Below are 21,935 nucleotides of genomic sequence, written 5' to 3'. Positions count from 1 at the left end.
GCCTTTAGGCATCGAATGCACCCCGCTGATTGCAGTAGTGGCAGCGACCAGTATCGTAGCCCTGAAGGTCGCTCATGTGCGCCTCAGCCTCAGCTAGGGTGATGCCGGGGCTTGGATGCGCTGGATACCAGCGCGTTGGGCCGCTGCCCTTGTCTTGGTTCTCTTGCCCTTGCCCAAACCGGCAATGGTCGCACTCACCAGAATGAACACGAGCGCGCTTGCCGGGCGGTATGATCTTGACGAAAAATGCCACGCTTGCCTCCATGCTTTCCGCTAAGCATACAGGGAGCAAGCCGGGGAAACCACCGGGGAATTGGGTTCGCTATTTCCCGCTAAATTCAAACTGCGACACTACCCGTCATCCATTGCGCTTGACTGCCTAATATGCTGAGGATCTCGCGACCATCCGTATGTGCTGAGCGTCTCGTTTTCCAGGCAATTGATGCAGCCGACGGATACGCAACGCCGACGCGGCGCGAGCCACATGGAGCCGTCGAAGGCGTTTACTGAAAGTGCGCCTAGATCGATCCGACATTGTCAAAGAGCGGACGGCAAGGCCGGCCGCCCGAAGCAAACAGACGAATCCTGCATTGCAATGGCGCAATTTGGGCGAGCGCGGTCAGCGGTTGCGCATAACGCGAGCAAAAGGGCCCGCTAAAGAAGTGGGCCCTTTTGCTCGACCGGCGCGAGGTCGGACCCGTACCGCCGGACTGGCGATCGCGCGATCCGACCTCGACAAAGCCTAGTTGTTCGCCTTGGTCTCGACGGTGGTCGTCGTCGTAGTGCGCGGTGCGGCGGCGGTGCCGGGTTTGCGCGTCGTGCGCTTCACCGTGGTCTTCTTGCTCGAATAGGAGCGCGCGGCCGGCGCACTCGTCGTGGTGGTAATCGTCGTGCTCGATTCGCGCGCTGCAGCGGCTTCGGCTGCAGCTAGCGTGGCTGCCTGCTGCGCGGTCGCGGCCTGCTGGCTCGCGGCAGCTGCCTGGTTTTGGGCCTGCACGGCTGCATTTTCGGCAGCGGCGCGTTGCTCGCGCTCGGCTGCTGCATCCTGCGCCGCAGCGCTTGCTGCCGCTTCGGCGGCGAGGCGCTGTTCACGCTCGTTTGACGCCTGTGCGGTCTTGTTGCTTTCGGCCTGGTCGAGCGCCTGATCGGCGAGCGCCGACGCGCGGCGTGCCTCGTTGATCGTCGAATCGCGGTGATCGCGCGCAAGCTGGTCGCGCGCCACGCGCAGCGACTCCTGCGCGCGCGCCATCGTATCGGAGGCGTGGGTGGTCGCGCCGGCCCGTTCGGCAGCCTCGACCTTTGCGGTGGCTTCGGCCACGGCGGTGCGGGCCCGGTCGATCCGGCTCTGTGCCAGCGACGGGGTGGCGGTCAGCAGCGCGGCGATACCGGCGCCCTGCATCATCATTTTCATCATTCGCATTTTTGCAACTCCTCGTTGCCCCGGCCCGCGAACGGACCCGCCGGGCAAGGGTTGCTCACACGACGACGAACCGGGGCGTGCTACCGACGAAGCGTGCTTTGGGCTGCGATAATGCGTGCGATTGCCGCGTCGAGCGTGGTGTCTTCCTTGACGAAGCAGAAGCGGACAACCTTGGTCACCGGCGCTTCGGCGTAGAAGGCCGAGACCGGGATCGCGACGACGCCCGCGTCGATTAGCCGCTCGCAAAAACTGCTGTCGTCGAGGGCGATTCCCGATGCTGCGAGATCCACCGACAGAAAATAGGTCGCGGCGCTCGGCAGCACGTGCAGCCCCGCTTCGGCGAGCCCGGCAGCGAGCCGGTCGCGACTGCGCTGGAACCGATGCCGCGCCGCCTCGACCCACGCATCCTGCGTCGCGAGGCCCTCGGCCACCGCCCATTGCAGATTGGGCGGGGTGGTGAAGGTGAGGAACTGATGTGCCCGGGCGATTACGCGGGCGAGCGGCGGCGCTGCACACACCCAGCCGACCTTGAAGCCGGTCAGCGCGAAGACCTTGCCGGCGCTGCCAATCTTGACCGTGCGCTCGCGCATCCCCGGAAAATCGATCAGCGGCAGATGGCGTGCGCCGTCGAAGGTAACATGCTCCCAGACTTCGTCGCACACTGCTACCAGATCGTGCGCGACGCAGAACTCGGCGAGCTTCGCCAGATCGGCGGCGCTGGACATCGTCGCCGCGGGATTGAGCGGGTTGTTGAGCAGCAGCAGTCGCGTGCACGGCGTGACGGCGGCCTCGAGCGCGGCGAAATCGATGCGCCAGTGCGGCGGTTCGAGCCGGACGAAACGCGGGATGCCGCCGGCCTGACGGACCAGCGGCACATAGGCATCGTACAGCGGCTGGAAGAGCAGGACCTCGTCGCCGGGCCGGATCAGCGCGAACAAAGCTGCGGCCAGCGCCTCGGTCGCCCCAGAGGTGACGATCACTTCCTCCGGCGTCAGGTCCAGCCCCTGATGCCGGGCATAGTGATCGGCGACCGCGCTGCGCAGCTCGGGCAACCCGGCCATCGGCGGATATTGGTTGGGCTTTTCTAGGACGGCGCGCGCCGCAGCGTGCAGCACGGCTTCGGGGCCGCGGCCGTCGGCGAAGCCTTGACCGAGGTTGATCGCGCCGGTCTCACGCGCCCGCGCCGACATCGCCTCGAAGATCGTCGTGCCCATCTGCGCATAGAGCGGGTTCATGTCGGGCTTCTGACGGCTTGCAACCAACCACGCAACCGCCGCATTAGCGGCTCGTTGACGCATGGTGAATCAGAAGGAAGACCATGACCAGTACCCCGCCGATACCCGCCGAAAACAAGTCTCCCTATCCGATCGAGGAAGCGTCTCACGATCACGCACAGGATAATGAGACTGTCGCCATCGTGCGCGAAATGGCCGCGGCGAAGCAGCGCCGCGCTTCCGGACCCAATGCGCGCCAGCTGGGAATCGGTGCCGCCGTCGGCATCGGATCGGCTGCGATCGTCGCCGGCCTGCTGTATTGGCGCGGGAACCGCAAGGACGGCAAATAAGGCGTATCCCAAGGCATAGGTGACGCCGGCGCGCGCGGCGCCTAGGCTCGCGCTTGCACGATGGAGGCATGCCGAATGTCCGAGGATCAGCCGCCCGACGATAGCAAGCTCACCCGTTCGAAGCGGGGTTGGGCCGAACAGGGCAAGTTCCTCACCGGCCATGCCGTTTCGACGCAGGTCGACCGGCTGCCGCCCGGCCAGCATGTGGTGGGCGACTGGCCGGTGCTCGATCTCGGCCGCCAGCCCGATGTGGCGACGGCGCGCTGGCAGCTGAAGATCGACGGGCTGGTCGAGCGCCCACTGACGCTCGACTGGGCGGCGTTTCAGGCCATCCCCCAGCGCGAGCGCATCAGCGACATCCACTGCGTCACGACCTGGTCGCGCTACGACAATCGCTGGCAGGGCGTTTCGACGCGCGACCTGCTCGATCTGGTCCAGCCCAAGGACGAGGCGGCGGCGGTGATGCTCCACGCCTATGACGGCTATACCACCAATCTGCCGCTCGCCGATTTCGCCGCGAAGGACGCGCTGCTGGCGCACCACTGGGAGGGCCAGCCACTGGCGCGTGCGCATGGCGGGCCGGTGCGACTGGTGGTGCCGCATCTCTATTTCTGGAAAAGTGCCAAGTGGATTTCGCGGATTGAATTGCTTGGCCGCGACCGTCCCGGCTTCTGGGAGGTCAACGGTTACCACATGCGCGGCGATCCCTGGACCGAGCAGCGCTATTCGGGCGCCTAGAGGCGCTGCGAGTTGGTCGCGGACAATTTGCCGCTGGGCCTATCGCCCGGGGGGAAGGTGCCGCGCTAGCCGCCCGGGCGAGCGGTGCGGGCCCGCATCTCGCGCAGGTTGACCGATTTCGGGCTGGGCTGGGCGTCGAGTATCGCATCGAGCTGCGCTTTCACCGCGGGTTGCTCCGCCACGATGTTGTGCGTCTCGAGCGGGTCGGCGAGCAGATCGTACAGTTCATAGTCGCGCGCGCCGGTCTGCTCCTGCGTCCAGCGGACGAGACGATAGCGCTCGGTGCGGATCGCCTGGCCGATCCGGTTGGAGCGGTTATACGCGTGATAGGCGTAGTTGCGCACGCGGGCGGCGGGATCGTGCAGCACCGGCGTCAGATCGGCCCCGTCCATCGGCTGCGGCCCCGTTGGACGCGCCAGTCCGGCAAGTGCGGCTAGGGTGGGATAGATGTCCACTGTCTCGGCCAACTGCGTGGTCGCTTTGCCTGCGCCGATGCCGGGGCCTGCGAACAATAGCGGCAGGTGTGTCGCCTGCTCGTAATTGGTGTGCTTGGTCCAGATCGCGTGGTCGCCGAGATGATAGCCATGATCGCCCCACAGCACGACGATGGTGTTCTTCGACAGGCCGGTGCGATCCAGTTCGGCCATCAGCTTGCCGATCTGCGCATCGACATAGCTGACACCGGCATAATAGCCGTGGATCAGCGTGCGCTTGAGGCTTTCGGGATACTGCGCCTCGCGGGTCTGGTCGTCGATCGGGGCATAGGCGTTGATCTCGCCGCCGACCTTGCCGGCAAAGGCGGGCGCGCCCTCAGGCATGCGCTCGAATGCCGGTAGCGGCAGCTTCGCGCGATCGTACAGGTCCCAATAGCGCTTGGGCACCGAGAAGGGCAGATGCGGGCGGGCAAACCCCACCGCGAGGAAGAAGGGCTGGCCCGCGTTGCGCAGTTCGCCCAGTCGCGCGACCGTCTTCGACGCGACGCGGCCGTCACCATAGGCATCGTCGGGCACATCGGGAGATTCCCAGGCGATGCCGCGCTTGAGGCTGCGGGCATATTCCCAGACGTCGCCCTTCGGGATTTCGAACTCATTGAACAGCGCAGCCTCGCGCGTCCTGCCGAGGGCCTTGCCTTCGGGGGAGGCATATTCAATTACATGGTCCTTATACGGTGGGGCGGACCAGCTCTGCGGATCGCCGATCGTGTTGTGGCCGATATGGAAGGTCTTGCCGATGCTCTCGGCGCGGTAGCCATGGGCCATGAAATATTGCGGCAGCGTCACCGTGTCGGGCAGGTAATCGCGCAGATTCTGGCCGAAGTCATAAATGCCGGTGGTGGTCGAGCGCGCGCCGGTCATCAGGTTGATCCGGCTCGGCGCGCACACCGCCTGGTTGGCATAAGCGAGCAGGAACCGCGTGCCGCGTGCCGCAAGCCGATCGATATTGGGGGTGACCGCAACCGGATCGCCAAAGGCATGGATCGCCGGCTTGAGATCGTCCACGAGGATCAGCAGGACGTTGGGGCGTTCCGCGGCGACGGGCGCGGCTGACACCGGCCGCGGCGCCGCATCGCGCGCGACCGTGCAGCCCGCGGACAGCAGCATCGACGCAACCGCGCAGGCCGCGCCGAGCCGGCGGGCGGCGCCGGAAAACCCCCATGCGGTGCCATGAAGCGAAGCCTTGGTAATGCGCAGTCGCATGGACTCTCCCTTTCCCGGTGCGAAAAGGCAGTGCATTGCCTGCGCGGCCGCCTCCCACAATTGGAACCACTCAGGCTCGTGAATATGCGCCATCGAGCGATGGTTATTTAGCATATAAATACACGATCCATTTGATAGATAAATCATTTTAAATAACCGCATGCGGATTAGGCCATGCGAGCCCATGACGGCTATTTCCGCGATCGAACCGATGGCCGCTGCCCTGGCTGCACAGTTCGGATCGACGGAAGACCATGCCGCAACCGCTGCCGCCTGTGACGGCCTTTCGCGCTCCGGACAGCCTCTGTCGATCGGGTGCGATGCGGCGACGGCCTTCCATCACGTCGTGATCGCAGCTTCGGGCAACATATTCTATCGCGGCATCGGCGACGCTGTCGGCGCCGCGCATCGGGTGCTGGCGCGGCACACCGTATCGGCCGCCCCAGCTGGCCTTATCCGATACCCTCGGGCCGTGACCGGCGCGATCGAGATGCGCACGCCCGAACGCGCGTCAGGAGATGTCAGCTGGAGCGGGTGTTCGAACCGATCGCGGGGCGGCCGGCCGCGGCGTGATCAGTCCCGGGCGGGGGACCTGTCGATATAGTCGAGCACGTCGCCGATGAGCTTCGCCATGGCGTCGCTCGCGGCCTCCGGCTTTCCCGCGGCGATCGCATTGTAGACCGCCGCATGGTCGTCGATGCACGCCTTGCCACCCGCCTGGCGGTTGGTGATGCGGATCGAAGTGCGCAGCGCGGTGGTGACGATGTCGCGAAACTGCGACAGGAACGGATTGCCCGAGGCGCGCAGGACCGCGACATGAAAGTCGATATCCGCCGACAGCGGATCGCCATTGCCCTCGGCCGCTTCGCGCATCCGGGTGAGGCCCGACAGGATCGCCGTGACCTGGGCCGGCGTTGCGCGGCGCGCGGCATAGGCGGCCGCCTGTGGCTCGACGGTATAGCGCAGTTCGTTGAACTGTCGGAGCAGCGCGCCCGAAAGCTTCTGTTCCATCAGCCAGCGCAGCACATCGATGTCGAACAGGTTCCAGCTCTCTTCGGGCTGGACGAAGGTCCCGATCTTCGGACGCGCACCCAGCAGCCCCTTCGCAGTGATCATCTTGATCGCCTCGCGCGTGACCGAGCGGCTGATGCCGTGTTCCTTGCTCAAATCGGCTTCGGTGGGGAAGGGGCGGCCTTCGAACTCGCCGCGCACGATCGCACTCCCGACGGCATCGACAAGATTCAACGTCAGCGTCCGACCGAACTGGTTGCCGCTGTCCAGTTCGTCTTTCGGCCTGGTCGCCATCGCCTTGCTTTTCCCTATTGGCGCCCACCCCGCCGGGCGCGTGGCCGGTGCTAGCGGAAAACGGTGGCAATGAACAACGCTGCGCTAGACAGGCGAACGCGCCGCCCTTTCGGGCGACGCGCTTTGCTCTTCATGGAATTGTTCCGCTGAGGTTGCAGGGGGCCATCTCCCTGGTCGCCCCGGCCCGCCTCAACCTAGAACCGGAAGCGCACGCCCAGGCGATATACGGTCTCGAGGAAACGCGTTTGCCATGGATAGGTGTCGCCCGCGGCGTTGAACTGGCGCGCATTCGTCGCGGCGGTTCCGAGGACGTTGGAGATGCCGAACGAGAGCGTGACGTTCTCGACCGGCGTGAGCGTGCTCGACAGATCCAGCACGCCACGGCCATCCTCCGTCACCGGCAGCGTCGGGATCGGTGCGCCGGTCGGCAGCGCCGGATCCGCGACCTGGCTGTAGACCGACGTGAAGCTCGAGCGATGGTTGTAGGCGACCCGCGCCGAGAAGAAGCGGTTCTCGTAGAATGCCGACAGATTGACGAGATGCTTCGAGACGCCCGCGATCGGCTGCATGCCGGGCAGCGTCACCGCCTGCGTCGGCGGGAGTTCGGATTCGTGATCGATATAGGTGTAGTTGGCGAGCACGCCGAAATCACGCGTCCAGCTGGGAAGCCAGGGCGCGCGGAGGAACGTGCGGAAACCCGCCTCGATTCCGCGGATGCGGCCCTTGCCGCCATTTTCGGGGCGCGTGATGTTCAGCCGGCCGAATTCGGGATCCTCGACCTGCGTGAGCGTGGTGTTGATGAAGCCGATCACGTCGCGGTTGAAGGCGCCCAGCGTGATCGAGCCGCTCCGGCTGAAATAATATTCGAGTGACGCGTCATAGTTCTTCGACTGGATCGGCTGGAGGTTCGGATTGCCGCCGGATGCAGTGCGGATGCAGTCGATGTCGGTCGGGTCGGTGGAGCAGATGCCGGGTGCCAGGCCCAGCGTTAGCGACGGATTGAGACTGCCGAAGCCCGGCCGGGTACGCGTCTCGGTGAAGGCAAGGCGCGCCTGGAGGTCCCGGGCCAGCTTGGCGCGCAGGCTGACGTTCGGCAGGAAATCGTCATAGACATTGTCGCGCGAGATCGGCGTGAGCACCACGGTGGATCCACCAGCGCCGTTCGAGATCGTCGAGCGGGCGATGCCGTTGATCGTGTTCTCGGTGCGCACTGCGCGCAGCCCGATCAGGCCGTCCACCGGCACGCCCAGACTGAAACTATAATGCGCCTGCGCGTACGCTGCGTAGCCCTTTTCGCTGCCGGTATAGATCGGATCGCCCCAGCCCGGGCGACCGATGGCCCTGCCGGTCAGCGTGCGCAGATAATCGGCATTGCCGAGGATGCTGTCGCGCGTCGGGGTCAGCCAGGTGCGGACCGAATCCGCCTCATCGTTCTTGAACCCGGCCTGGGCCGATTCAAAGTCGAGCGGAAGGACCGAGAAGAGCTGGTTGGCCGGGGCGTTGGTGACGCCGGTGGAATAACTGTAGGTGTCGGCGGTGCGGCGGTTGAAGCGAATTCCCGCCTGCAGCTTGTCAAAAACGAAGCCGGGCAGGGCATATTCGGCGTCGAGACGCGCCTGGATGTCGCGGCCATGATTGCGGTTACCGCTCTCCGAGGTGCTGGTCAGGCGATAGAGCGCGGGGTTGAACAGGTCGAAATTCGACAGGGTCACGGTCGCGCCGCCGACACCCATGCCGGTGTCGAAGTTGAAGGTCCGGGTCGGCTGGGTGGTGAAGGTGTAATTGAACGCGAAGGCGTTGAAGCTGTAGGTCGAGTCGGTCCAGGCGACATCACCGGTCACCTTCAGCCGGTCCGCCTTCCAGATGAAGCCGCCGCCGAACTGATAGGTGTCGGTCTTGGCGCGGGTCGCCTGCTGGGCGCCGGTCGGCAGGCCGCCGGCAGTTGCGGTCATGCTGCGGATCAGGTTGCTGTCGGGATAGAGCTCGATGTTGGTCAGCGTCGCGGCCTGGCCACTGGCGATGTTGAGGTTGCGTGACTGGCCCTCGCCGCGGAAGCCCTGGAACAGTCCGTCGAGGTAGAATTCCAGCCTGTCGCTGGGACGCCATTGCAGCGCCGAATGGACCGACGGACGCCAGCGATCGGCATTGGCATAGTCGATGTTGACGAACGACGGATAGCGCAGCGCCGTCCCGATATAGCCGGGAATGTTGTTGCGCGTGAGGATCGTCTGGCTGGCGTTGCGCGCGGAATCGAGGAAGTTGACGTCGGCATAGGAGCCTTCGACGAGGAAGCCGATCTCGCCGATTCCGGTCGACCAGCGCTTGCTGACGAGCAGGCTCGTATCGAGTCCGATCTTTTGCGACTGATACCAGTGGACTCCGTTGACCGCGCCGGCGATGCGGTCGCCATTGAAGTCGAGCGGCATGCGCGCGCGGACATCGACCAGGCCGGCCAGGCCCGCCTCGACGAGGTTGGCGCTGCCCGACTTGTAGACGTCGATCCGGGCGATGCTGTTCGACGGGAAGTCCTGCAGCGCGACCGAGCGGCCCTCGGCGGTGAAGATCTCGCGGCCGTTATAAGTGGTGGTGAGGTCCGGCAGGCCGCGCACGCGCACGCCGGCGGCTTCGCCGTTCGAGCGATCGACCTGGACGCCCGTGATGCGTGCGAGCGATTCCGCGGCCGTCACGTCGGGCAGCTTGCCGATGTCCTCGGCGACGATCGAGTCGATGATCTGATCGGAATCCTGCTTGATCGCCTGCGCGGTCTCGAGGCTGCGGCGGATCGCAGTGACGATGATGTCGTCGGATGCTTCGGTGCCGGATTCGACCAGCGCCGGCTCCGCTGCAGGCATCTCCTGGGCCGCGGCATTTGCCGTCACCATGATCAATCCAAACGCCGACGTCGTGGCCAGCAGCCTATATGCCTTACGATCCAACACCGGTTCCTCCCCATTATGTTATGACAATTGACGCATTTCAATTATCATATTAATCCGTGTTGACAAGAGGGTGTCGACGACTGGGTCGAGCGGTGCAAACCTCGATTGGGAGAGACAGGTGAAGGCTGCGTTCAGTCGCCGCGGGGCTCTGCTTGCAGGCGCGGCCGCGTTGGTCGCGCCCGGCGCATTCGCCATCGCTCAAGCTGTGCGCAAGCCCAATATCCTGATCCTCTATGCCGACGATCTCGGCTATGGCGATTTGAGCTGCTATGGTGCGACCCGGCTGCGAACTCCCAATCTCGATCGGCTTGCGGCGCGGGGCACGCGCTTCGAGAATGCGCACTCGCCATCGGCGACCTGCACCCCGTCGCGCTACGCGCTGCTCACCGGTGACTATGCATGGCGCGCATCGGGCACCCAGATCTTGCCGGGCGACGCCCCGGCGCTGATCCGGCCGGGCCGTTTCACGCTTCCCGCAATGCTCAAAAAGGCGGGCTATGCGACCGGGCTGGTCGGCAAATGGCATCTCGGACTCGGCAACGGCAAGGTCGACTGGAATGGCGAGATCACGCCGGGCCCGCTCGACATCGGTTTCGACTATGGCTTCTTCATGCCGGCGACGCTCGACCGCGTGCCCAATGTGCTGATCGAAAACCGGCGCGTGGTGAACCTCGATCCCGGCGATCCAATCCGAGTGGATTATCATATGAAGGTCGGCGACGAGCCGACCGGCGGCGAGCATACTGCATTGCTCAAATTCCGCGGCGATCCCGAGCATTCGAACACGATCGTCAACGGCATCGGCCGTATCGGCTATATGGCCGGCGGCCATGCCGCGCGCTGGAACGATGAAGAGCTCAGCGACGTCCTGCTAGGCAAGGCCGTCGACTTCGTCACCGCGCAGAAGAATGGTCCGTTCTTCCTCTATTACGCGCTCAACGAGCCGCATGTGCCGCGCGCGCCGCATCCGCGCTTTGCGGGAAAATCGGGACTGGGATCGCGCGGCGACGCCATTCTCCAGCTCGACTGGACCGTCGGCGAGCTGGTGCGCACGCTAGAGGGGCTGGGCATCGCCGACGACACCCTGATCGTGTTCAGCAGCGACAACGGCCCGATCCTGTTCGACGGCTATGAGGATCGCGCAGTCGAGCTGGCCGACGGCCACAAGCCCGCGGGCCCCTATCGCAGCGGTAAATACGCGATCTACGAGGGCGGTACGCGCGTGCCGATGATCACCTGTTGGCCGGGGCATGTGCGTGCGGGCCATGTTTCGCGTGCGATCGTCGATCATGTCGATCTCGTCGCTTCGTTCGCTGCGCTGACGGGGCAGGGCCTGCCGCACGACGGCGCGGTGGACAGCTTCGACATGCTCGCGCCGCTGCTCGGGCAGAGCGATCGCGGGCGCGACCATGTAGTCGAGGATACCAAGCTGATGGTCACCACGGGAACCACCGTGGCGAGCAGTGGCGCACGCATCCTCGCGCTGCGCGCCGGCGACTGGAAGCTGATCCGCGGCAGTGTCGGGCCGCATGCATTCCATGGCAACGCGATCGGCACCAGCCCGCGCGACCAGCTCTACAACCTGGCGAAGGATCCCGGCGAGCGGAACGATCTGGCAGCGACGCTGCCCGATCGCGCGCGAATCCTCGCTGCCAGGCTCGACAAGATCGAACGCGACGGCCGCAGCCGTCCCTGAACCCGAAGGAAGAATGATGCGGAAGCTTATCGGAGGATGTGCGGCGCTGGTCTGCGTGGCGGGGCCGGCGCTGGCGCAAGGCGCGCTCGGCGCGAACTATAACGAGCATTTCGAGGACATCGACTATCGCGATCTCGAAAAGGCCGATGCCGGCTGGGTCCGCCTGTTCTTGCCGATGCCGCAGCTCGATCGCGGCGCTGCCGCCGGGCATGGCGCAGTGAAGGCTATCCTCGATGCCGGCGATCGCGGCTACAAGACGATCCTGACGCTCAAATTCCCGTATAACCGCGGTGATTTTCCCAGGGCCGGCACCCCCGAGTTCGAGCGCGAGATCACGCGCGTCGACGCAGTGCTGCCTTTGGTGATGGGCAAGGTCGATATCCTGGTGATCGGCAACGAACCCTATATCGAAAGCCGCGAGCAGGACCGCGATCTCGACCTCAACGGCTTTTACGAGGCGATGGCGGCGCGGGTGATCGCGTACCGCACGGCGCATTGCGCCGGCGGCTGCAAGACGCATCTCTACATGGGCGCGCTCAACCGGCTCGACCTCAAGCAAAACCAGACCACATCCACCGAGCGCTGGATGGCGTTCGTCAAGGCGACCCCCGAGATCGACGGGGTCAACATCCACCCGCATATTCCCGCGATCCAGGCATCGAAGCCGTTCCTAGACTATATCCTGCCGCGGATGCGCCCCGAGCAGAAGTTCATCGTCACCGAATTCTCGCTGGTCTGGTGGTGGCAACAGAACATGAAGGGGCAGGTGCCCGCGGCCTTCGCGGAGAAATATGGCGCGCCGCGCACCGCGCAGAACTGGCAGATCATCAAGGCCGCGCTCGAAACGCCGTTCCCCAAGGCGCAATGGGACGAGTTCCTGGCGCAGAGCCCATGGTTCGAGGCGCGGAAACACTATCTGGCCAACCAGATGAAGATCTTCCGCGACACCGGCCGGCTCGCGGTCGCGACCTATGGCTTCAAGCAGGGCAGCTCGATGTCCGCCGCCTGGGGACCGGAGAAGACGCCGTGGCTGCTCAACAGCATCTTCGCGCCGTCCACGGTGCGAAAGAATGCCGACGGCACCGCCGCATTCAACTACGCCTGGATCGACGATTTCAAGGCTTTGCAGAAGAAGTGAACGCCATGCGCCTCTCGTTTCTCGCCCCCGTGCTCGCGTCGCTGCTCGCCATGCCCGCGGCGCAGGCACAGGCGCCTGCCAAGGGCGTTGCCGACGATATCTTCGCCGATCATCCCTCGATGGACCGCAATGCCGTGGTGATGCCGGGGGCGGACGCGAAACCGGTGACGCCGTTCTTCTCCGAGCGACCGATCGGCGACGCGTCGATCGCGCGGACGGCGGAGGGCGGATGGGTGCTCACCGGCACGACGCTGCGCAGCGGCGCGCGCCATGGTGTAGAAATCTGGACCTCCAGGGACGGCAAGACATGGAAGGGCTGGGGGCCGGCGAGGATTGCGGGCGACGGCATCGTGCCCGGCGACGTCTCGGAACGCTATCTCGCCCCGTCGGTGACGGTGGCGGGCGGCACGCTGTATCTCGCCTTTTCGGACAAGACCGGGTGCGCGCGCATCGCCATCGGCAAGGCGGCCGATCCCGGCGGGGCGTTCACGGCCTCACCATGCCTCGTCGAGGACGCGTCCGACGTTTCGCTGTTCATCGATCGGGACGGCGCCGGCTATCTGCTGTGGGGCGGCGGCACGATCGCGAAGCTGGGGGCGGGATTCCAGAAGCTCGCCGAAGCACCGCGCTTCCTGAAGCCCGACCAGACGCTGTTCGCCAACCACCCCCCGGTGGGCAAGGACTGGCCGGTGCGGACTCGCGTCGGCCGCACCGGCGCGACGATGTTTCGCGACGGCGACAGATATGTAATCGCGGCCAGCGAAGTCACCGGACGCATGCGCACCGCCACCGAAGACCTGTTCATGGCAGAGGGGCCGACGCCCTATGGCCCGTTCTCCATGCGCACGCTGGCGGTGCCGCACACCGGTCGTGGTTCGGTCGTCCGCCTCGACGATGGCACGCTCGCAGCGGCGTATAATCCCAAATGCGACGATGGTTTTGCGTTGTTCTGCGAGCAGATTGGCCTCGTCTCGCTCGATCGCGCGCCCGACGGACGGCTGCGCCAGGCGGCGTCGGTGATTACCGAGGACAGCGCGGTCGCGGCGCGCAAGCCGCTGATCGCCAGCGAGTCGATGCGCGATCCTTCGGTCACGCTCGGCGGAGACGGCTTTTACTACCTCGTCGGCACGCTCGATGGCTATGGCTATCACAAGCCCGATGGCGGCGTAAAATTGTGGCGCTCGGCCGACCTGAAGCAATGGGACGATCTCGGCTTCGTCTGGCGCTGGGAAGGCATGGGCTATGATTTCGGCAAGAACATCGCCGAACTCTGGGCGCCCGAGATCAAATGGGTCGCACGCGACAACACCTATTACCTCGCTTTTTCGGTGATGGAACGCGGCGTCGGCGGGAAGACCTGGCTATATCGCTCGACCAGCGGCAAGGCCCAGGGCCCCTACGCCAATGTGACCAAAAGCTATCTGGTCAAGGGCATCGACGGCTTCCCGTTCGAGGACGACGACGGCCTGTATTTCCTGTGGGGCGGCGGCAGCATCGCCAAGCTCAACGCGGCGCGCAACGGCTTCGAGGGCGACGTGCGCAAGCTGGTCGATATCGACGGCGATGCGGTGGGTTATGAAGGCAATGGCCTGATCAAGGTGAACGGGGTCTATTTCCTCACCGGCGCCGAATGGCACGGACCGCTGCGCACCCATGGCACCTATGACATGATGTACGGCACGTCGAAATCGCTGTTCGGCCCGTACAGCCAGCGCCGGATGGGAGCGCCGCATGGCGGCCACGGCACCGCCTTCGCCGACAAGCAGGGCCGCTATTGGTACACGATGTTCGGAAACGACCCGACTGCGCCGTGGCGGATGAAGTTCGGGCTGGTGCCGATCGATATCGGCGATCCGGCGTCGATCGGCGTTCCCCGGATCGGCGCGGCGCGATAGCGGACCCTCGTCAGCGCAACAGCGGCGACGCGGCCACCGCCTCCACCATGTGATCGATGAAGGCGCGGACCCGGCGTGGCACCGGGCCGCCGCCGACATGGACGGCGCTGATCCGTTCAACGTCGCGCGGCGTGAAGCGTTCGAGCAGCGGCACGAGGTCGCCGCGCGCGATATCATCCGCAACGTGCCAATGACCGAGCCGCGCGATCCCGACGCCGGCAAGGACGAGCTGGCGCAGCGTCTCGCCATTGTTGACCTGCACGCTGCCGCCGACGACGACTTCGCTGTCCTCGTCCTTTTCGCGGAACGGCCAGCCAATGCGCGAGCGCCGGAAATTGAAGGTCAGGCAATCATGATGACGCAGGTCGGCGGGCGATGCCGGCATGCCACGGCGGGCGAGATAGTCGGGTGACGCACAGACAATGCGCCGGCTCTCGCCCAGCTTGCGGCTGAGCAAGGCGCTGCTCGGCAGATCGCCGGTGCGGAAAGCAAGGTCGGCCTTTTGCGCGAGCAGATTGACGATGTCGTCGGTGAAGCTGAGATCGATCGTGACATCGGGATGGCGCGCAAGGAAAGCCGGGACGGCAGGCGCCACGAACCGCGTCCCGAACGGCACCGAGGCGTTGATCGAAAGCCGTCCGCGGATCGCGCCGCCACTCACGGCCTGTTCGGCGCTGTTCAGCTCCTGCAGCACGCGCGTCGCCGCATCCAGATAGGCCTGGCCTTCGTCGGTGAGCGTTAGCGCACGCGTCGTCCGGGTCAGCAGCCGGCTGCCCAGCCGCGCTTCGAGCCGGGCGATCAGCTTGCTCACTGCCGAGGGCGTAAGGTCGAGGCTGCGCGCGGCCGCCGAAAAGCCGCCTTCCTGCACCACGCGGACGAACACTTCCATCTCGCCCGAGCGCTCCATGGCAATGCGCGCCATTTGATCCTCATGTTCACAGATATTGTGCCGTTTTGATCCATAGTGGCGCACGCGCGCAATCCCTAATTGATCGTCATCGACATCAATGGAGGTTCGCCATGGACTTGAAGATCGCCACCAAGAAAGCGCTGGTCACCGGATCGACTGCGGGCATCGGGCTGGAGATTGCGCGCAAGCTCGCGACCGAAGGGGCGAGCGTGATCCTCTCCGGGCGGGACCAGGCGAAGCTTGACCAGGCAGTGGCGAGCGTGCGCGCTTCGGGCGCCCGCGATGTCGAGGGCGTGCTTGCCGACGTCACCACGGCCGAGGGTGCCGACCGGCTGGTCGCCGCGGTGCCCGCAGTCGATATCCTGGTCAACAATCTCGGCATCTACGAGAGCAAGCCTTTCGCCGAGATCGCGGATGCCGACTGGCAGCGCTATTTCGACGTCAACGTGATGAGCGGCGTGCGCCTCTCGCGGCATTATTTCCCGCAGATGCTGGCGAAGAATGACGGCCGCGTGATCTTCGTCTCCAGCGAGACCGGGCTCGCCGTCGATCCCGGCATGATCCACTATGCGATGACCAAGAGCGCGCAGCTTTCGATCGCACGCGGGCTTGCCGGACTGACGCGCGGCACCGCGGTCACGGTCAATTCGGTGATGCCGGGGCCGACGCGCTCGGACGGGGTTGTCGAGTTCCTCAAGAGCGTGGCGAGCAATCCTCAGGCGACTGCCGAGGAAGCCGAGGCGGAATTCTTTGCCGGTGCGCGCTCGGCTTCGCTGCTCCAGCGGATGATCGAGCCGGAAGAGATCGCCAACATGGTTGCCTTCCTCGCCAGCCCGTTGTCGTCCGCGACCAACGGCGCCGCGATCCGCGTCGAGGGCGGACTGATCAACACGATGGCGTAACCGCTATCGTGCAGGCGCGAGACCGGTTGCGTTCGCTCAGCTGCGCACGGTCTCGCGCACCGTTTCCATCGAGATATAGGTCGAGGTGCTCGCGACATGCGGCAGGCTCGAAATGCGCTCTCCCAGCACGATCCGGTATTTTCGGATGTCGGCGGTGCGGACCTTGAGCAGATAATCGAAATTGCTCGCGATCATGTGGCATTCCTCGACTTCGGGGATGCGGCGGACCGCGGCGTTGAATTCCTCCAGTGCCTTTTCGCGGGTGTCGGACAGCTTCACTTCGGTGAAGGCGACATGGTCGAGCGCGAGCTTGGCGGGGTCGATCAGCGCGGTGAAGCCGATGATGACGCGCGAATCGATCAACCGCTTTAGCCGCTGCTGGCAGGGCGTCTTGGACAGGCCAATGCGCTGGGCGAGTTCGGTCACGGTGATCCGCCCATCCTCGCGCAGCACCTGGAGGATCTTGCGGTCATATTCGTCCAGATCGACTGTCATATCGCGGCTTTCCAATACTATCGACTTTTAAACTGCCAAATTTCGACCGGATCGATAGCCCTTTCCGATAAACTAAGACAGATCGACTTTTGCAATTATGCTAGGACGGGGGCATGCCAAAGCACACTCCCTTCGCCGCGTTCGCGCCCTCTAACCTTCCCCAATCGCCGTTGCGCGTGGCAATCACCCAGGCGTATCGCCGGCCCGAGCCCGAATGCCTCGCGCCGCTGCTCGAAGCGGCGACGCTGCCGGCGGTGACTCGCGCCGACGCCGAGAGCACCGCGCGCGCACTGATCGCATCGCTGCGCAAGGAAGGCACCAAGAGCGGCGTCGAGGCGCTCGTGCAGGAATACACGCTATCGAGCGAAGAAGGCGTCGCGCTGATGTGCCTCGCCGAGGCGCTGTTGCGTATCCCCGACGACGCCACCCGCGATGCGCTGATCCGCGACAAGATCGCCGATGGCGACTGGCGCGCGCATCTGGGCGGTAGCCGCTCGCTGTTCGTCAACGCCGCGACCTGGGGGTTGGTGGTCACCGGCAAGCTGGTCGACAGCGCCGACGACAAGGGGCTCGGCGCCGCGCTCACCCGGTTGATTGCCCGCGCCGGCGAGCCGGTGATCCGCCGCGGCGTCGATCTCGCGATGCGGATGATGGGCGAGCAGTTCATCACCGGCGAGACGATCGCCGAGGCGCTCAAGCGCGCACGCAAGGAAGAGGCGCGTGGCTTCGGCTACAGCTACGACATGCTCGGCGAGTCTGCGGCGACCGCGAAGGACGCCGCAAGCTATTTCGACGATTATACCCAGGCGATCCACGCGATCGGCAAGGCAGCGGCGGGGCGTGGCATCTATGCCGGCCCCGGCATCTCGATCAAATTGTCGGCGCTGCATCCGCGCTATGCGCGCGCGCAGGCCGATCGGGTAATCGGCGAGCTGCTGCCACGCGTGCAGGCGCTGGCGGTGCTGGCGAAATCCTATGACATCGGCTTCAACATCGATGCCGAGGAGGCCGACCGGCTCGAACTCTCGCTCGACCTGCTCGAATCGCTGGCGACCGATCCGGCGCTCGCCGGGTGGAACGGGCTCGGCTTCGTCGTCCAGGCCTATGGCAAGCGCTGCCCGTTCGTGATCGACTGGATCGTCGATCTGGCGCGGCGCGCGGGGCGGCGGATCATGGTGCGGCTGGTCAAGGGCGCCTATTGGGATGCCGAGATCAAGCGCGCCCAGGTCGACGGGCTCGCCGACTTCCCGGTCTATACGAAGAAGGTTCATACCGACGTCGCCTATGTCGCCTGCGCGCAAAAGCTGCTCGCGGCCAAGGACGCGATCTTCCCGCAATTCGCGACTCACAACGCGCTGACGCTGGCGACGATTTACCAGATCGCCGGGCCTGACTTCGCGATCGGCGATTATGAGTTCCAGTGCCTCCACGGCATGGGCGAGCCGCTCTATCGCCAGGTAGTCGGCGCCGAGGGGCTGGGCCGGCCGTGCCGCATCTATGCGCCGGTGGGGACGCACGAGAAATTGCTCGCCTATCTGGTCCGCCGGCTGCTCGAGAACGGCGCGAACTCGTCCTTCGTCAACCGCGTCGCCGATCCGGACGTGTCGATCGACGAACTCGTCGTCGATCCGGTCGAGGCGGTGCGCGCGATGCCGCAGCCCGGCGCCAAGCACGACGCGATCGCGCTGCCCGCCGATCTCTATCCCGATCGCCGCAACTCGAAGGGCATCGACCTTTCGAACGAGATCGCGCTCGCCGCGCTCAGCGAGGCGCTACAGGAAAGCGCCGCAGTGAAGTGGCGCGCCGAGTCCGGCGACGGCACCGAACGCCAGGTGCGCAATCCCGCCGATCATCGCGATGTCGTCGGCAAGGTAGTCGAGGTCACGCCCGCGGCAGCCAATGCCGCGGTGGCGCGCGCTGCGGCTTCTGCCTGGCCTTCGGTGCCGGTGGAAGCGCGCGCGGCGATGCTCGAACGCGCTGCCGATGCGATGGAAGCGCGGATGCCGGTGCTGATCGGTTTGACGATCCGCGAGGCGGGCAAGTCGGCCGCCAATGCGATCGCCGAAGTGCGCGAGGCGGTGGACTTCCTGCGATACTATGCGGTGCAGGCGCGCGCGCTGGGCGCCAAGTCGCCGCTCGGCCCGGTGGTGTGCATCAGCCCGTGGAATTTCCCGCTGGCGATCTTCACCGGCCAGGTCGCCGCAGCCTTGGTCGCGGGCAATCCGGTGCTTGCCAAGCCGGCCGAGGAGACTCCGCTGATCGCTGCCGAGGCAGTGCGCCTGCTACATGAGGCGGGCGTCCCCGCCGATGCGCTCCAGCTCGTTCCCGGTGATGGCGCGATCGGTGCTGCCCTGGTCGGCGCGCCCGAGACCGCGGGCGTGATGTTCACCGGCTCGACCGAAGTCGCCCGGCTGATCCAGAAGCAGCTGTCCGAACGCCTCTCGGCCGAGGGCAAGCCGATCCCGCTGATCGCCGAGACCGGCGGGCAGAATGCGATGATCGTCGATTCGTCCGCGCTCGCCGAACAGGTCGTCGCCGACGTGATCGCTTCGGCGTTCGACAGCGCGGGCCAGCGCTGCTCGGCGTTGCGCATCCTCTGCCTCCAGGAGGAAGTCGCCGACCGTACGCTGGCGATGCTCAAGGGTGCGCTCGAGGAACTACGCGTCGGCAATACCGAGCGGCTCGCTGTCGATATCGGCCCGGTGATCACTGCCGAGGCCAAGGCCAATATCGACAAGCACATCGCGGCGATGCGCGCGCGCGGCCACCGCGTCGAGCAGCAGGGACTGCTGCCCGAGACCGCGCACGGCACCTTCGTGCCCCCGACGATCATCGAACTCAACAGCATCGCCGATCTGGAGCGCGAAGTGTTCGGCCCGGTGCTCCACGTCATCCGCTACAAGCGCGACAGGCTCGACGCGCTGATCGATGCGATCAACGCCACCGGCTATGGCCTGACCTTCGGGCTGCACACCCGACTCGACGAGACGATCGCGGAGGTGACCGGGCGGATCAAGGCGGGCAATCTCTACATCAACCGCAACGTCATCGGCGCGATCGTCGGGGTGCAGCCGTTCGGCGGGCGTGGGCTTTCGGGAACCGGACCCAAGGCGGGCGGGCCGCTCTATCTGCCGCGGCTGGTGCGTGAAGTTGCGAAGGCGCCGAAGGGCTCGGCGGTGGTCGATCCGGCGCTCGCGGACTTCGCCGCGTGGCTCGACAAGGCGGGTGAGAAGCACGCTGCGATGCTCGCGCTCCAGCTCGACGCGGCGTCGCCGCTCGGCAGCGAAGTCGAGCTTGCCGGGCCGGTCGGCGAGCGCAACCTCTATGCGCTCCACCCGCGCGGCACGATCCTGCTCGCGCCGGCGACCAAGGCGGGGCTGTTCCACCAGCTCGCTGCGGCGCTTGCGACGGGCAATGATGTAGTGATCGAAGGCGACGCCTCGGCACTGGCCGATGCGCCGGCGAGCGTGCGTGCACGAATCCGCAAGGATGCCGGGCATCTCTCGGGTGCACTGGCCGAAGGCGAGGGAGAGCAGGTCAAGGCGTTGCTCGGAAGGCTCGCGGTCCGGCCGGGTGCGGTAGTGCCGGTGCAGGCCGCATCCAGTGAGGCGCTTGCCCGGCCCGACGCCTACAGCCTCAGCCTGCTGGTCGAGGAAGTGTCGGTGTCGATCAACACTACGGCGGCGGGTGGCAATGCCAGCCTGATGATGCTGGGGTAAGGCCGGGTCGGCATTGCGGGTTAAGGACGAGTTTCAACAAATACCTCGTCACCCCGGCCTTGTGCCGGGGTCCACAGTGCCGCGCCGGCTGAACGAGAGCATCTAGGCTGGCGCTTGCCTCCCGGTGGACCCCGGCACAAGGCCGGGGTGACGGTGGGAGTGCGGCCTATTTCGCCCGGGGCAACAGCACGATCATCGCCGCCGCGATCAGCCCGCCGAGCCCCATGACCAGCGACACGGTGAGCAGTCCGCTGCCGCTCGCGAACAGCGCCCCCGCGACCAATGGGCCGGCAGCCGAGCCCCCGCGACCGATGCCAATGACGAAGCCGGTGCCGCTGGCGCGCAGGCTGGCGGGATAGGTCTGCGCCAGCAGCGGGTACATGCCGACCACCCCGGCGTTGACGAAGAAGCCGGCGCACGCAACCGCCAGCGACATCGCGGTCAGGTCGCGCATCCCCAGCCCGAACACGCCTATCGCGGCGAACCCAACCAGCATCGCCCCGCCGACCAGCGGGCGCAGCGGCAGGCGCTGGCTCGCCAGCCCGATGGCCAGCGCGCCCAGCAGGTTGCCGACATTGGCTGCGACCAGCACGCGCCCGGCCTGCGCCGCGTCGAACCCCATGTCGACGACGATCTTGGGCACCCATTTCTGGATGTAGTAGAACAGCGTGATCTGGGCGAAATAGGCGAGGGTCAGCAGGATCGTCGGGGTGCGGTAGTCGCCCGAGAACAGCGCCAGGATCGACGGCCGTGCCTGGACCGGCGGGGGCGCGGGGAGTTCGTCGATCGGCGCGCGGCCGATCCGGGCGAGGGTGCGATTGACCGCGGGCAGCGCGTTGGCCGGGCGCCGGGCGATCAGCGAATCGATCGATTCGGGGAGCAGGAACCAGGCAAGCGGCATTGCGACCACGGTCATCGCGCCCCCGAACAGGAACACCGATCGCCAGTCGCCGCTCGCCGCGAGCAGCGCCGACGCAACCAGTCCGCCGAGGATCGCCCCGGTCGAATAGCCGGCGATGTTGAGCACCGTATTGAGCCCGCGGCGCCGTTCGTTGGAGAATTCGGCGACCATCGCGCTGGTCGCGGAGAGCATGCCGCCGATCCCGAGCCCGGTGAGCAGCCGCACGACCGACAGCATTACCACCCCGGTCGCCTGCGAGGCGGCGAGCATGCCGACTGCCATCACGCACAGGCAGGCGAGGATCGTCGGGCGCCGCCCGATCCGATCGGCGACGTTGCCGATCAGCACCGATCCGGCGGCCATGCCGAATAGCTCCATCGACAGCACGACGCCGAGCATCGCCTTGTCGATCTGCCACTCGGCGGCGATCCCGGGGGCGGCGAAGCTGATCGCCAGCACGTCGAACCCGTCGAGTGCGTTGAGTGCGATGCACATCGCGACCACGGCGATCTGCGCCCAATGCATCGGCTGCGCGGCGAGCGTCGCGCGCACGTCGGTTTGCTCGGTCATGATGTTCCTCTCCGGAGGGACCCGTGCCTGCATGGGCCGGGCATTT

The 21,935-nt window shown here is 65.9% G+C and carries 16 protein-coding genes; 8 read left to right on the top strand and 8 right to left on the bottom strand.

Features of this window, described 5'->3' with window-relative positions:
• Positions 1 to 742: 742 nt before the first annotated feature.
• Both BXU08_RS06910 and BXU08_RS06905 read right to left on the bottom strand, forming a co-directional pair.
• Entirely contained in the window at positions 743 to 1,420 is a 678-nt protein-coding gene (locus tag BXU08_RS06910; RefSeq protein ID WP_150125449.1) for a hypothetical protein, read from the bottom strand.
• A gap of 80 nt (positions 1,421 to 1,500) precedes the next feature.
• Complete coding sequence (locus BXU08_RS06905) at positions 1,501 to 2,655, bottom strand: aminotransferase (protein WP_077509388.1); 1,155 nt, start codon at positions 2,653 to 2,655, stop codon at positions 1,501 to 1,503.
• Between the two features lie 83 nt (positions 2,656 to 2,738).
• Here BXU08_RS06905 and BXU08_RS06900 point away from each other — a divergent pair, with 83 nt between their 5' ends.
• Entirely contained in the window at positions 2,739 to 2,984 is a 246-nt protein-coding gene (locus BXU08_RS06900) for a hypothetical protein (RefSeq protein ID WP_077509387.1), read from the top strand.
• A 75-nt stretch (positions 2,985 to 3,059) separates the two neighbouring features.
• Positions 3,060 to 3,722, top strand: coding sequence for a sulfite oxidase-like oxidoreductase (locus tag BXU08_RS06895; protein WP_077509386.1), 663 nt, complete (start codon positions 3,060 to 3,062; stop codon positions 3,720 to 3,722).
• Between the two features lie 65 nt (positions 3,723 to 3,787).
• Here BXU08_RS06895 and BXU08_RS06890 read toward each other — a convergent pair whose 3' ends face one another.
• Positions 3,788 to 5,419, bottom strand: a complete 1,632-nt coding sequence (locus BXU08_RS06890) for a sulfatase (protein WP_077509385.1) — start codon at positions 5,417 to 5,419, stop codon at positions 3,788 to 3,790.
• A 160-nt stretch (positions 5,420 to 5,579) separates the two neighbouring features.
• Between BXU08_RS06890 and BXU08_RS20510 the strand changes: the two genes are divergently transcribed.
• Positions 5,580 to 6,023 carry an FCD domain-containing protein gene (locus tag BXU08_RS20510; protein ID WP_077509384.1) on the top strand — a complete coding sequence of 148 codons (444 nt, stop codon included), beginning with the start codon at positions 5,580 to 5,582 and terminating at the stop codon, positions 6,021 to 6,023.
• Here the strand turns inward: BXU08_RS20510 and BXU08_RS06880 are convergent.
• Positions 5,993 to 6,724 carry a FadR/GntR family transcriptional regulator gene (locus tag BXU08_RS06880; RefSeq protein WP_077509383.1) on the bottom strand — a complete coding sequence of 244 codons (732 nt, stop codon included), beginning with the start codon at positions 6,722 to 6,724 and terminating at the stop codon, positions 5,993 to 5,995. The genes BXU08_RS20510 and BXU08_RS06880 overlap by 31 nt on opposite strands.
• Before the next feature lie 194 nt (positions 6,725 to 6,918).
• Complete coding sequence (locus BXU08_RS06875; protein ID WP_171982449.1) at positions 6,919 to 9,660, bottom strand: TonB-dependent receptor; 2,742 nt, start codon at positions 9,658 to 9,660, stop codon at positions 6,919 to 6,921.
• A 121-nt stretch (positions 9,661 to 9,781) separates the two neighbouring features.
• Between BXU08_RS06875 and BXU08_RS06870 the strand changes: the two genes are divergently transcribed.
• The 3 genes from BXU08_RS06870 to BXU08_RS06860 are packed head-to-tail and all read left to right on the top strand — an operon-like array spanning position 9,782 to position 14,392.
• Complete coding sequence (locus BXU08_RS06870; RefSeq protein WP_077509381.1) at positions 9,782 to 11,359, top strand: arylsulfatase; 1,578 nt, start codon at positions 9,782 to 9,784, stop codon at positions 11,357 to 11,359.
• Between the two features lie 13 nt (positions 11,360 to 11,372).
• Positions 11,373 to 12,497 carry a hypothetical protein gene (locus BXU08_RS06865; RefSeq protein ID WP_077509380.1) on the top strand — a complete coding sequence of 375 codons (1,125 nt, stop codon included), beginning with the start codon at positions 11,373 to 11,375 and terminating at the stop codon, positions 12,495 to 12,497.
• A gap of 5 nt (positions 12,498 to 12,502) precedes the next feature.
• Positions 12,503 to 14,392 carry a family 43 glycosylhydrolase gene (locus tag BXU08_RS06860; protein WP_077509379.1) on the top strand — a complete coding sequence of 630 codons (1,890 nt, stop codon included), beginning with the start codon at positions 12,503 to 12,505 and terminating at the stop codon, positions 14,390 to 14,392.
• Positions 14,393 to 14,402: 10 nt separating this feature from the next.
• On the opposite strand, the gene BXU08_RS06855 is transcribed toward BXU08_RS06860, so the two are convergent.
• Entirely contained in the window at positions 14,403 to 15,314 is a 912-nt protein-coding gene (locus tag BXU08_RS06855) for a LysR family transcriptional regulator (protein ID WP_077509378.1), read from the bottom strand.
• A gap of 98 nt (positions 15,315 to 15,412) precedes the next feature.
• On the opposite strand from BXU08_RS06855, the gene BXU08_RS06850 reads away from it, so the two are divergent.
• Positions 15,413 to 16,204: an SDR family NAD(P)-dependent oxidoreductase gene (locus tag BXU08_RS06850; RefSeq protein ID WP_077509377.1), complete on the top strand. Its 792-nt coding sequence runs from the start codon at positions 15,413 to 15,415 to the stop codon at positions 16,202 to 16,204.
• Positions 16,205 to 16,240: 36 nt separating this feature from the next.
• On the opposite strand, the gene BXU08_RS06845 is transcribed toward BXU08_RS06850, so the two are convergent.
• Complete coding sequence (locus BXU08_RS06845) at positions 16,241 to 16,699, bottom strand: Lrp/AsnC family transcriptional regulator (protein ID WP_077512103.1); 459 nt, start codon at positions 16,697 to 16,699, stop codon at positions 16,241 to 16,243.
• 113 nt (positions 16,700 to 16,812) lie between these two features.
• On the opposite strand from BXU08_RS06845, the gene putA reads away from it, so the two are divergent.
• On the top strand, positions 16,813 to 20,418 hold the full coding sequence (gene putA / locus BXU08_RS06840) for a trifunctional transcriptional regulator/proline dehydrogenase/L-glutamate gamma-semialdehyde dehydrogenase (protein WP_077509376.1): 3,606 nt from the start codon (positions 16,813 to 16,815) through the stop codon (positions 20,416 to 20,418).
• A gap of 166 nt (positions 20,419 to 20,584) precedes the next feature.
• Here the strand turns inward: putA and BXU08_RS06835 are convergent, their stop codons facing one another.
• Positions 20,585 to 21,889, bottom strand: coding sequence for an MFS transporter (locus BXU08_RS06835; RefSeq protein ID WP_077509375.1), 1,305 nt, complete (start codon positions 21,887 to 21,889; stop codon positions 20,585 to 20,587).
• Positions 21,890 to 21,935 lie beyond the last annotated feature (46 nt).

The organism is Sphingomonas sp. LM7 (assembly GCF_002002925.1).
In the GTDB taxonomy this organism is placed as follows: domain Bacteria; phylum Pseudomonadota; class Alphaproteobacteria; order Sphingomonadales; family Sphingomonadaceae; genus Sphingomonas.
This window is presented reverse-complemented; position numbering and strand designations above follow the sequence as displayed.